Genomic DNA, 13,483 nt, shown 5'->3' on the forward strand with positions numbered 1-13,483 from the left:
ATATGCGAATAAATGATTTTCATAACATTTTGGAGCTAATAAAACAAGATGTTCTGCAGAGTGAAGCAGAGTATCTGAAGCTCTTAAAGGTTGTCGGGAACAATCAGAAATACGATTTTAGAAGTCAGTTAAGTATTTATAATAAAAATACTGAAGCGACAGCTTGTGCCAAGTTTGACTACTGGAGAGAACACTTTAACCGAACCGTTATGCGAGGTCAAAAGGGTATTCCCATTTTAGAGGACTACGGCACATACAAAAAGGTGGACTATATCTTTGATATTAGTCAGACAGTTTCCAAAAACAGAGATGTCAATGAGGTAAATCTTTGGAGATTTGATAAAGAAGCTCATAGAGATGTATTAAAAGAAATGATAAAAGCTGAAGGCTATGAAGAAAGTGAAAACACCATAGAAAATATCTTTTCTTTAAGTAGGCTCTACGGAGATGAAAAAATAGATAGCTTGATGAATGAACTTAGAATATCTGATGAGGACAGAATATCTTTTACTAAATTTGTTAGGGATTCAGTAAGCTATGCAGTAGCTTCAAGATTTAAGTTAGACTATCCTATGGATAAGGATCTGTTAAAGGAAAACTTTGCAATGTTTGACAGCATTTCTCTTATGAGCCTTGGAGAAACGGTATCGGACATTAGCGGAACAGTCATTGATGCAACCATTCAAAAAAGCAAAGAGTTAGAGCTTCAAAAGGAAGTTTTAAGAGGCAAAGAAGCAGGATATAATAAAATAAAAGAAGAATTAGAGGAGGTAGAAGAAAATGTACTTCGACGAGATGATCAGGAAAGAATTAGTGAAAACGAGCGAATTTTCCGAAATGGAGAGTACGGACGAGATAATAGAGAAAATCAAAGAGAATACACTGAATCAGTTGGAGGAAGAGATGGACTTTATGAGGGAATATCCGAATCCGACATACGCAGTGATGAGGTTGGATTATCTTTCAAACAGCGAGGAGCAGAGCAACTTCGAGATGTTAGTGGATCTATACAAGGAGAAGAAACTGATAGGGCATCTGATGGATACTCAGAAACAGGCGATAGAGTTTATGAGGACAGAGAAGCCGAAACTGATGATGGCTTGGAAGATAGAGGACGAGAGCCATCCTCAGTACCAAGCGATGATTTCAGCCCTCAAAGAGATGACGATCAAGGAGATAGTGGAAATCTAAAAGAAAATACGGATAAAGAGATAAAAGAAGCTGACAAGGCTTCTTTTTCTTTACCCGAAAAAAACTCAGGACAGATTAAACTTACAATACCTCTTACTCAAAATGATATTGACAGTATTCTTGTAAACGGTGGAAACCATGAGGGCGAAAGACTTCCTATCATTGCTGAATTTTCCAAAGGAAAAACAGTAGAAGAATTAGGAGAATACCTTAAAGATACCTTTAGAGGTGGAAACGGATTTTACATTGATGAAAGAGAAGTATCTTCCTGGTATTCGGATAAAGGCATTCATTTAGCTTATGGAACTTCTGCAAGAGAAGATATGACACAAATTTTAAGCTGGAGCAATGCTGCAAGAAGAATCAGTGAGCTTTTAGAAACAGGAGAGTTTGCTACAAATGTAGAGCTTTTAGAAGCACAGGACTATGAAAGAGATAGAGTTTCAGAATCCTTATGGTATCTATACCACGATTTAAGTGAAGAAGGGAAAGCACAGGGATATTTTGACTTTATAGAAAGAGGTGGTGGCTTTCCGAAAGAAACAAGACAGTTATCGGAAGCTCTTAAAAATCCTGACTATCTAAAAAATGTTATTTCCGAGTACAGCCGTTTTTTAGCAGGATACAAAGAAAATAGAGATGTACTAAGATTTCATTATCACAAGGTAGATAGCCTTTATCAAAAATTGCAGGAGCTTGAACTTCCGAGAAAGGAATATACCTCTAATCTTACCGAACTTCCAAAGGTACAAGGATTTATTACAGAAGATGAAGTCCTTGCTACGATTTCAAGAGGAAGTGGAGTAGATAGAGGGAAAGAAAGAATTACAAAGTATTTTAAAGAAAACCATACGCTTCAGGAAAAAGCAAATTTCTTAAAAGACGAGTATGGAATTGGCGGAGGCTCTCATGCTGTTTCAGGCGAAAGAGGAAGTGGAGAATGGCACGATGCAAAGGGACTTAAATTACAGAAGAATCATTGTAACGATGTATTTCTTACATGGTCAAATGTAGCAAAGTATATAGATGAGCTGCTTTCTAAAAATCTTTATCTTGAAGAGAATAAAATTGAAAGCAAGACAGCGATAGAAGAACAAAAAGAGCCAAGTTATTACTCTAAAGACGATCCATACAATCTGATGACTGATGAAATGCTTGAGAAAGTTCCTGAGCTTTATGCACAAGAGGATGTCGCTTTAGCGGATAAACAGGTTCATGCAGCATATATTATTCCTTTCCGTTCTAATTGGACTTGGTATATGACGGAGTACGATAGAGAAAGCAAAGACGCTTTTGGACTTGTTTTAGGTATAGAACCGGAATGGGGATATTTTAATCTTGATGAGCTAAAGGAATTAAATGCCCAAAGACTTGTTTTAGAGGATTTTCCAAAGACCTTTAGAGAACTTAAAGACAGTGAACTTAAAAAGCAGATGGATGAGCAGGAGCTTTACCATGTCTTTAATGGAGAACTTAGCTTTGAGGAGAATAATACAGAGCTTGAAGCACCTGAAGAAGTAGAAGAAAGCATACAGGCAGAACCTCTTCAGGCTACCTTATTTGATTATCTAAAGGAAAAAGAAGAAGTAGAGCTTAACGAAAAAGAGGACAGCCCTTCAGATGAGTTTGTAGTTAAAGAAGGCGATACCGTCTATTTTAATCATGAGGAGTACAAAGTAAGGGAGATCTCTAAAAATCAAATCACAGGAAGAAATGATTTGTGGCTTGATCCTACAAGACAAGGTAATCATCAAATACCGATTATATCCTTTACAGATGATGAGGATTTATTAAGACAAGTAAATCTTGAAAGACCTGAATTTATCATCGGTGATGAAGTGAAGTACAAGGGAAAAGACTATACCATCACAAGATTTGATGATATGGGAAATAACCTAAAGACAGTAACGGTCAAGGATAATACAGAGTATCTTGGAGGTATGATTACAGGCTCCGATGTAATTCCTTATTACAAAGAAAGTGAGCTTGATAAAATCTTTGAAAATCTCACCAATGCAAAGCCCGAAAAGACTTTTAAGGAAGTAGAAATAAAGAAAAATGAGGCACATAATTTCAAGATTACAGAAGAAACTCTTCCTCAAAAGTTATCTCCAAGTGAGAGATTAAACAATAACCTTGAAGCAATCTCTATGCTTAACAGGGTGGAAAGCGGAGAACGAGAGCTTGATATTATAGCTCAGGAAGTTTTAGCAAAATATGTAGGTTGGGGCGGACTATCTGATGTCTTTGATGAAAGTAAAGAAGTACAGTGGAAAGAGGCAAGAGCTTTCTTAAAGGAAAATCTATCGTCATCAGAATATGAAGCTGCAAGAGAATCAACCTTAACGAGCTTTTACACACCGAAAACCGTTATTGATGGCGTATATAAGACGCTTTCAGGTATGGGATTTAAACAGGGAAATATCCTTGAGCCGTCAATGGGGATCGGGAACTTTATCGGTAACCTACCTGATGAAATGAATAAGTCCAAGTTTTATGGTGTAGAGCTTGATTCGGTAAGTGGTCGTATTGGAAAACTCTTATACCCTGAAAGTGAAGTACAGGTAAAGGGACTGGAAGAAACGGGATTTTCCAACAACTTCTTTGATGTTGCAATCGGAAATGTTCCCTTTGGAGAGTACAAGGTAAATGACAGAGAATATAACCGCAATAACTTTCTTATTCACGATTATTTCTTTGCCAAGTCCATTGATAAGGTAAGAAACGGCGGGGTTATCGCCTTTATTACATCTTCAGGGACAATGGATAAAAAAGACGAAAGTGTAAGACGCTATCTTGCAGCAAGATCCGAATTTTTAGGGGCAATCAGACTTCCAAACGATACCTTTAAGGGTGTTGCAGGAACTGAGGTAACAAGCGATATTATTTTCCTAAAGAAAAGAGATAGCGTACTTGAGCGAGATGAAGATTGGATACACCTTGCGGAAGATGAAAATGGACTTGTATATAACAAATACTTTGTCGAACATCCGGAGCAGGTGCTTGGTTCTATGCGTGAGGTAAGTGGTCGATTTGGAAAAACTCTAACTTGTGAGCCGATAGCCTTTTTAGGGCAAGAGAACAATATGGCTTCGTTAAAGGATCGTATCGAGATTGCGGGAGAAAGAATTTCAAAAGATGCAAAGTATGAAGAAATAGAGCTACTTGATGATGAAATAACATCAATTCCTGCAACCGATGATGTAAAGAACTTCTCATACACCTTAATTGATGATGAAGTTTATTATAGAGAAAACTCACTCTTTATCAAAAAGGAAGTATCAGACAAGAAAAAAGAAAAAATCAAGGATTACCTTGAGCTGAATGCTGCCTTAAAAGATGTGATTTACAAGCAGAAAGAAGATTTTAATGAAGAAGAAATTAAGGCTTCACAGGAAAAACTAAATGAAGTATATGACAATTTTTCAAAGAAACATGGCTTTGTAAATAACCTAAGTAATACCAGAGCCTTGAAAGAGGATAGCAACTTCCCGCTTGTTTCATCCATTGAAATCCTTGATGAAGAAGAAAATTTCAAGGCAAAGGGAGATATTTTCTCCAAAAGAACCATTACAAAAGCCAAAGTCATAGACCATGTGGATACCTCTTTAGAAGCTCTTGTTTTATCGGTATCTGAAAAAGGCTATGTGGATTTTGACTATATGGGAAGTCTTACCGGAAAAGACAGACCAACTTTAATTGAGGAGCTTCGAGGGGAAATCTACCTAAATATTAGAGAAGAACAAAACTTTTACAGACCGCTTTCCTTTAACTTAGAAGATGGTGATTTACCTTTTGCCTGTGCCAATGGCAGTAATTCCTATAAATATGGCTATGTAACAAAGGATGAATATTTAAGTGGAAATATCAGGGATAAGATTGCCATAGTAGACAGTTACTTATCAAAGCTCAGACAAACGGAAAGAGAACTTCCTCATCTTGGCTATGAAGAAAATGGAAAAGAAAAAGAGCTGATAAGCTATGAGATGAACCGTTTGGAATATCAAAAAGCAGAGCTTACAAAAGTTCTTCCAAAGGAGCTTGAAGCAAGTGAAATCAATGTGCGTCTTGGGGCAACTTGGATACCGATTAAAGATATTGAGAAATTCATCTTTGAAACGCTGAAAACTCCGGGATATGCAAGATGGGATATTAAGGTTAAGTTTTCAAACCTGACAAGTGAATGGAATGTAGAAGGAAAAAGCAGGGACAGAGGAAATGACCTTGCGGAGATGACTTACGGTACATCAAGGGTAAATGCCTATAAGCTGATTGAAGATGCCTTAAACCTGAAAGAAACAAAGGTATTTGACCAGATTGTAAATCCGGACGGTTCTAAAACTTCTGTCCTAAATAAAAAAGAAACCATGCTTGCAGGACAAAAGCAGGAGTTATTAAAAGAAGAATTTAAGAACTGGATATTTAACGATCAGGAAAGAAGAAGTCGTCTTGTAAAGCTGTATAATGAGCGTTTTAACTCTATCCGTAACAGAGAATATGACGGAAGCAATCTTTCCTTTGAGGGAATGAATACGGAGATTGACTTAAGACCTCATCAAAGAAATGCCATAGCAAGAAGTCTTTATGGAGGAAACACCTTGCTTGCCCATGTAGTAGGCAGTGGAAAGACCTTTGAAATGGTAGCTTCTGCAATGGAGAGTAAAAGGCTTGGTATGTGCAGTAAGTCCTTGTTTGTTGTACCAAATCACTTAACAGGACAAATCGGTCGTGAGTTTATGCAGCTATATCCGTCGGCTAACATTATGGTGGCAGATAAGAAAGATTTTGAGCCGAAAAACAGAAAGAGATTTATAGGCAAGATTGCTACAGGGGAATACGATGCGGTTGTTATCGGACATACGCAGTTTGAAAAAATTCCTATGAGTAAGGAATATCAGGAAAAGCATATTCAAGATCAGATTGATGAAATCGTAAACTATGTAGAAGAATACAAGCATGACAGAAATCAGAACTTTACTGTGAAACAGCTCGAAAAGACAAAGAAAAAACTGGAAACAAGGCTTGAAAAATTAAATGATGATTTTAAGAAAGACGATGTGATTACCTTTGAGGAATTAGGAGTTGATAAGCTCTTTGTTGACGAGGCACATGGCTTTAAGAACCTTTATCTCTATACCAAAATGCGTAATGTTGCAGGTATCGGGCAGTCAGAAGCCTTTAAGTCCTCCGATATGTTTATGAAATGCAGATATATGGACGAAATGACAGGCGGCAAAGGCGTGGTCTTTGCCACAGGAACGCCTGTAAGTAACTCTATGACAGAGCTTTATACCATGCAAAGGTATCTTCAGTATGAGAGCCTTAAAAAGAATGGACTGGAGCATTTTGATTCTTGGGCTTCCACTTTTGGAGAAACGCAAAGCTCCTTTGAACTATCTCCTGAAGGTACAGGGTATAGGGTAAAGACGAGATTTTCAAAGTTCTATAACTTACCTGAACTAATGAGTATGTTTAAGGAAGTTGCAGATATTCAGACTGCGGATATGCTTAACCTTCCTACACCTGAAGCTAACTATGAGGTTATTAAAACAGAGCCTTCTGAAGAACAAAAAGAAATTCTAAAGAGCCTTTCTGAAAGAGCAGATGATGTTAGAAATAGAGTTGTAGAGCCAGAGGTTGATAATATGCTTAAGATTACCAATGACGGTAAGAAACTTGCCTTAGATCAGCGTTTAATCAATCCTCTGCTTCCTGATAATCCTGATAGCAAGGTCAATGTATGCGTAAAGAATGTCTTTGCCATTTGGGATAAGACAAAAGAAAACAGGTCAACACAGCTACTTTTTTCTGATATGTCCACTCCAAAAGGAGATGGAGAATTTAACATCTATGATGATATTAGAGAAAAACTCGTAGCTATGGGAATACCAAAAGAAGAAATCGCCTTTATCCATGAAGCAAACTCAGACAAACAGAAAGATGAACTCTTTGCGAAAGTAAGAAAAGGCGAAGTTCGTATCTTAATGGGTTCAACGCAGAAGATGGGAGCAGGAACGAATGTGCAAAATAAGTTGATTGCTTTGCATGACCTCGATGTGCCTTGGCGTCCCGCTGACTTAGAGCAAAGAGCAGGGAGAATTGTAAGACAGGGGAACGAAAATGAGAAAGTAAATATCTATCGTTATGTTACAGAGAATACATTTGACAGCTACTTATGGCAGACGATAGAGAATAAGCAGAAATTCATTTCTCAGATTATGACTTCAAAGACTCCTGTTCGTGTTGCGGAAGATGTGGACGAAAGCTCTCTTAACTATGCAGAGATTAAAGCTCTTGCAACGGGTGATCCAAAGATTAAAGAGAAGATGGATTTGGACAACGAGGTTACAAAACTTAAAATGCTTGAAGCAAACTATAAGTCCAACCGTTACAGATTAGAGGATAAGGTGGTGAAAAACTATCCTGAAGAAATCGCAAGAACGGAAAAACTCATTGAAGCTGTCAGAAAAGATATATCCGATGTAGAGCCTAAAGCGGAAGGCGAGGAAAAGTTTACTTCCATTACCATTGCAGGAGAAAAAATTACCGATAAGAAATTAGCCGGAGAAAGACTTCTTGAAGCTATTTCAAAGGTTAAAATCAATGAAAGCAAGGTTATAGGAAAGTATAGAAATATGGATTTAGAAGTAAGTTATAACTTCTTTACCAATGAACATAACTTTAGCCTAAATGGTGCTGCAAAGCATTCAGGAGAGCTTGGAACAAGTGCGGACGGTAACCTTACAAGACTGGATAATGCTCTTGAGAAAATGCCTGAGAAATTAAACAGGCTTGAAGAAAAACTTATCAGTACAAAAGAACAACTGGAAAATGCCAAAGAGGAATTAAAAAAGCCTTTTGAAAAAGCTGATGAGCTGAAAACTAAGGTATTAAGACTTGCAGAATTGAATAAGCTACTCGATATGGGAGAAGTGGAAGAAAAGAGAAATGATAATCCGCTTATAGAAGATGTAAAAAGGGCAATCATTGATTTCTGTAACAGGGAATATGAAGAAAATCATAGCTATGATGAATTTAATACCCTGTATCCTGATTTAAAACATATCGGTATCGCCTATACCAATACGCCGGATGAAAGACATGGTATTCAGTATGAGCTTGATTTAGAGGAAAAAACTTGGACACAGTATATTGATGATATGCCTATCAAAACAGAGAGCTTTGATTATGAGAATAAAGGAGAAAATGAAGCTCTAAGAAACATCAAAAATGAAATAGAAATGTCCTCTTTTAGCGATTTGGTTTATGTTGATTCAGAAGATTTAAGAGCAGCAACGGGTCTTGATATTGACGATGAGGGCAACTTCTATGATCCACTTTCTAAAGACCTCGATAATGACGGTATTCCTGATAGATATGACAATGACTTTAAGGACAGTGATTATTTTGAGTCAACTTATGATGTGGAGGATAATCTTCATAGCAAAGAAGAAACCACACAAAAATCAGATGATAAGCCATCTATTTTAGGGCAGATAAGAGCATATCAAAATGAAAGTAAAACAGAAGAAAAGCAAAAAACAAAAGAACAGGAATTTTTAAGATAGGGAGGGTAACCTCCCTTTTGCCATGAAAGGAGATAAAAACATGGATTACAAAACAATGAGAAATCAAATAGAAGATATGGTAAATGATAACCACAAGGACTTTGTAAAAGCGATTATAAGCATGGAAAAAGGTATCAATGATGAAAGTGCTTTAGATAAGCTCTATGACGCTTATATGGACAATGACAGCCTTAATTTGCTACATGAAGAATTTGACTATATGATTGAGGATTTAAGAGAACAGGGACAGATAAAAGACCTGCCTTATGCTCAGGAAGAAAAGGATAATCTTATCAATATTGTTGGAAATATCGTTGGAGAGGTTGATGTAGTAGAAAGGGAAAATAAGAACGGAGAAGCTTTTAAGGTAGCGAACTTTTCCGTTGTATCCAAAGACGATGAGGGTAACAAAGTATATCATAATTGCTCCGCTTATGGAGAAAAGAGTGATATTCCAAAGGACTTTAAGCAGGGAGATTTTGTTAAGCTCTTTGGACAAATCAGAACCTCCATTGATGATAACGGTAAAGAGCATAGCAATATCAGGATACTTTCTTCCAAACTACTAAAGGCAAAGGAGCAGATGAGAGGTCGAGATGAAAAGAAAGAATCTGTACTTGGAGCTATAAAGAAATATCAAGCTGAAGATAAGGAAAAGCCGAAAGAAAAGAAAGAAGCAAGCAAAGAAACTGAGAGATAAATTTACGGTCGGTGTGGTCTTAGGACTGCACCGGCTATTTTTTATTGGTAGAAAAAAGAGGAGAGAACACTATCTCTCCATCTCCTTACTCATGTAAATTCCATAGTTCTTTCGTATTTGATAAAGCTCGTCCATAGTAGATTTTGTAGAAGAATACTCTTGCATTAGGGTATTCTTTTTTTCTTGCAATTTATCAAGTTTATCTAAAATATCCTTAGAATCAGGTAGCTTTGAATAGGACTTTTTGAGTTTTGCAAGATCTGTTTCGTAGCGTGTGATTTCAGACTTATGCTCCTCAAAAAATGCCTTATCAGAAGGATTTGCTTTATATTCCTTGTAGTAGGCTCGATATTTTTTAACAGTATGAATTTGTTCCATCGTATTAGAAAGTAGCTGCATATCCTTGTCAATTTCTTTGATTTTATCTTGTAAGCTCAGTCTTTCTTCAGCACTTTTCTTGATGTATTCATCAAGCTGTTTAACGGATTTAATGCCATGTTCTCTGATAAAAATAACTGACTCAGCCATTGTATTTAAGTTATGTTTTGTTGCCCAGTATTCATAGCCTTTGCTCTCTTTTACTTTGGCATTGGTATTCATATTGATAACATTTCCGATTCGTTTTTTTACAAATGGGGATTTAATAGATTGATTTTCTGTAATACGATCTTTTAATCTTTCTTCGGTATAATCCTCACCAATCGTCTTAGCCCTTGTAAATCTCTGCTTATCTTTTGGCTTAAAGGATATATGTTTTCCATGCTTTATTTCATAACCAAGTCCCGCCATTTTCTTTAGAAATTCTTCCCAATCTTTAGACTGTTTTATCAAACGATCAATGTCAAATTGAAGCCTGCTTTTCCAAGAAGTACCTTTTTTAGATTGCTCATTCTCATACCATGACTTACCATTTGTTTTGTACTTTCTCTTATAGATCTCGTAGAACTCATCAATCACAGATAGGTTGTTTTCTTTGCATAGCTTATCGCTTTGATACCTGATTTGGTGGTAGCTTTTCTTGTTGGATTGATAGCACTTGCCCGTTACCATATTTACATTATTAAAAATAATATGGTTATGGATATGTCCTTTATCTATGTGGGTAGATAAGACAAATTCGTACTCATCCTTTAATATCTTTTTACATAGTTCAAGACCGATTTGATGTGCAATTTCAGGACTTGCTTCTCCGGGTAAAAAGGATTGGATAAGGTGTCTTGCAAGGACAGTTCCGTTTGTTCCGGCATCATTTCGTGTCTTTAAAAACTGGGTATGAGCAGTTTCTTGATGACATTTATGAGTGCTTACTAAGATTTGTTCATCTGTTTTTTCTCCATTAACAATATATGAAATGGCAAGATTAAGGGTTGATTTTATAGGATGTATTTTTGTAATAGCCATAAAATTTAATCACCTCCAGAAGTTCTGTTAAGAAGCAGTGAATGTATTTGCCACAACTCTTTTGAGAAATGTTCAATCTGCTTTTTCATATCGTTTATATCATCTTTGTAGATTATGCCGGTCGAATTTACACGCTTTGCAATCTGATTTATGTTGTTTGTAGCGTTGGAAAGTAAGCCTTGTAAATCTCTAAATGGCTCTAAATCCACTTGATATATTTCCTTTTCTAAAACGCACTTGCGAATGAAAAGGCTCATATTTCTACACTTAGCAAGTTTTCTTTTCTCTTCAAAAAGAGCCTTTTCTTCTTCGGTTAATTTAATTTCAAGTCTTTCATTTCGTATTCTATTTGCCATAGGTAAATCCTCCTTTGAATGTATTTCGGGGTCTTAGGGTACACCCTAACAAGTTAAAAATTGATAAAAAAAGAAGCAGATCCCAGAGGGCTGCTTCATCAATTTTTTCGTAAGTGTCCGTACACTTACTGTGCTTGCTCATATACTAATAGTATAAGAACAGCTTTAAGCATAGTTCTTAAAAATGAACCTAATCATCTATGATAAAATTATAGATATTAGGGATGAAATGGGATTGTTTTATGTGCTTGCTGGGTTTCCAACTTAGGAATTACTCATTTGGTAGACTCCACCCTCATTCCATTGCCTTTCATCTTTTCGGTTGGTTAGGTTCATTCATTGATTACCTGTATAACTCGTGAGCCTGTTGTGGTTTTGGATTAACAGGGCATCCCAAATTATAGGAGGTATATTATGTCAGAAAAAATTGTTGTAGGAATTGATGTGAGTAAAGCTTTCAGTGATATCTGTATTCTATCACCTAATAATGACATCATCAAAAGACTTAAAATTTCTAATGATATTAATGGTATGAAGTCGCTCATCTATGTACTTGAAAAGGTAGAAGATGAGTACGAGGACAGAGCAGTAATTATCATGGAAGCTACTGCACACTATCATCAAATTTTAGCTAATTTTTTCCGTAAGCATAATTACGAAGTCATTGTAATTAATCCGATTCAAAGTGGAGCATTGAAAAATATCAATATCCGAAAAATTAAATCAGATAAAACAGATGCATATAATATAGCGTTGCTATATCGTATTAAGAATTACAACGAAACAATTACACATTCAGATACCGTTAACAGTATCAAAAAGCTTTGCAGACAGCATAAAGAATTGACGGATGAAATTGTGGAACACATCAACCGATTAATCGCTTTTTTAGATATTTCCTTTCCAGATTTCAAGAAAGTATTTACGGATTTGCAAGGGAAAACACCTTTGTCTTTGCTTGAAAAATATCCTACTATACAGGAAGTCTTATCTCCTGAAAATAAGCAAGATATTATTCAACTGATAAAAGAAAATTCACATAAAAGCAGCTCCTATGCCGAAGTAAAATATGAAAAACTATTGAAAGCTGCTGAAAAATCTATTGAAGTTTGTATAGTAAGCCTTAGTTCAGCAGTACTTATTCAAACAACTGTGAGGGTTATTTTTAGTTTACAGGAAGCTTTGAAAGCAATCGATAATGAAATCAAAAGGCTATCACTTTTAGATGAAAAGTTTCATAAAGAAATAGTGCTTTTACAAAGTATTCCAGGAGTTGGAGAGTATACAGCATGTGTTGTTTTATCAGAGCTTGGAGATATATCCAATTTCTCGAAACCGAAAGAATTAGTTGCCTTCTTTGGCTTGGATCCAGGAGTAACCCAAAGTGGAACATACAATAGGAAAAACAATAAAATCTCTAAAAGAGGATCACCTCATGTTCGCTCAATTCTCCATATGCTGGCTAAATCTAATGTGTATCCAAATCGCAACAGAGAGTATTTAAATCCTGTTATGCGAGCTTATTTTGAAAAGAAGATAGCTGAAAAACCATACAAAGTTGTAATGTGTGCAATTATGCGAAAGATGGTTCAAATTATTTTTGCTGTCCTCAGAAATCAAAAATCATTTGAGTTAAGAACACCCGAAGAGCATCAAAAACTAATTCGAGAAAAGAGTAAGTTAGTCGCATAAACTATTAAAAGTGTTGCCTCAAAAAATGAAAGTATATGAGGCTTATTTGCTATGCACATTTTTAAGTTTTGTGACTTAAAAATTTTTCAAAAAAATTTTTAAAATAACTATTGACTTCCTTAGTTGGTCTACAAAAGAATGATTAGGGTAGCAAGCGTTAAGCTTTTATTAAGTATTACATTTGTATTATACCATAAATCAATTCCTTTAGCTGTATTTATATCATAGGTTTTGTATTAATTTTAAAATATTTCTCTCCATAGAAGAACGCAGATTTGTTGATTTATATGGTGAATAATTCCAATCGAAGGACTTTTGTAATTCTTTATTATTTTGCAATAGTTTACATTCATAATAAACATTTCTTTGTTTTAAGGCTCAAAAAGTTTTGGATTAAAGATAACATTAGCATTATAAGTTTAATTTGTTCTCGTATGATTTAATTTTTAGAGTAAATTTCAAACAGGAAATTGAAAAAATGTGAATATTATTATGAATGTAAAAAAACTATTGACAACAATATACCATCGGTATATACTGGTGGTATATACCGATGGTATATTGTTGATGGAGGT

5 protein-coding genes are annotated in these 13,483 nt (G+C 35.6%); 3 read left to right on the forward strand and 2 right to left on the reverse strand.

Translation table 11 applies throughout. From position 1 onward, the window contains the following. Window positions 1-2: 2 nt before the first annotated feature. Both FXY30_RS01860 and FXY30_RS01865 read left to right on the forward strand, forming a co-directional pair. Window positions 3-8,759 (forward strand): helicase-related protein, encoded by an 8,757-nt coding sequence (locus FXY30_RS01860; protein ID WP_047200378.1) that lies wholly within the window; start codon window positions 3-5, stop codon window positions 8,757-8,759. A gap of 40 nt (window positions 8,760-8,799) precedes the next feature. Beyond that, the gene (locus FXY30_RS01865; RefSeq protein WP_000384989.1) at window positions 8,800-9,459 is read left to right on the forward strand and encodes a hypothetical protein; all 660 of its coding nucleotides are present in this window, start codon (window positions 8,800-8,802) and stop codon (window positions 9,457-9,459) included. Between the two features lie 69 nt (window positions 9,460-9,528). Here the strand turns inward: FXY30_RS01865 and FXY30_RS01870 are convergent, their stop codons facing one another. After that, on the reverse strand, window positions 9,529-10,860 hold the full coding sequence (locus tag FXY30_RS01870; RefSeq protein ID WP_047200377.1) for a relaxase/mobilization nuclease domain-containing protein: 1,332 nt from the start codon (window positions 10,858-10,860) through the stop codon (window positions 9,529-9,531). Window positions 10,861-10,865: 5 nt separating this feature from the next. Beyond that, entirely contained in the window at window positions 10,866-11,216 is a 351-nt protein-coding gene (locus tag FXY30_RS01875; protein WP_007895148.1) for a plasmid mobilization protein, read from the reverse strand. Window positions 11,217-11,630: 414 nt separating this feature from the next. On the opposite strand from FXY30_RS01875, the gene FXY30_RS01880 reads away from it, so the two are divergent. Beyond that, window positions 11,631-12,908: an IS110 family RNA-guided transposase gene (locus FXY30_RS01880; protein ID WP_071705101.1), complete on the forward strand. Its 1,278-nt coding sequence runs from the start codon at window positions 11,631-11,633 to the stop codon at window positions 12,906-12,908. Window positions 12,909-13,483: the final 575 nt, after the last annotated feature.

The sequence above is a fragment of the Murdochiella vaginalis genome (assembly GCF_902381775.1).
Taxonomy (GTDB): domain Bacteria; phylum Bacillota; class Clostridia; order Tissierellales; family Peptoniphilaceae; genus Murdochiella; species Murdochiella vaginalis.

Bases quoted from the DNA above. Each gene is read 5' to 3' on its own strand.
- FXY30_RS01875 (WP_007895148.1), bottom strand. From the start codon at position 11,216: ATGGCAAATAGAATACGAAATGAAAGACTTGAAATTAAATTAACCGAA.
- FXY30_RS01880 (WP_071705101.1), top strand. From the start codon at position 11,631: ATGTCAGAAAAAATTGTTGTAGGAATTGATGTGAGTAAAGCTTTCAGT.
- FXY30_RS01860 (WP_047200378.1), top strand. From the start codon at position 3: ATGCGAATAAATGATTTTCATAACATTTTGGAGCTAATAAAACAAGAT.
- FXY30_RS01870 (WP_047200377.1), bottom strand. From the start codon at position 10,860: ATGGCTATTACAAAAATACATCCTATAAAATCAACCCTTAATCTTGCC.
- FXY30_RS01865 (WP_000384989.1), top strand. From the start codon at position 8,800: ATGGATTACAAAACAATGAGAAATCAAATAGAAGATATGGTAAATGAT.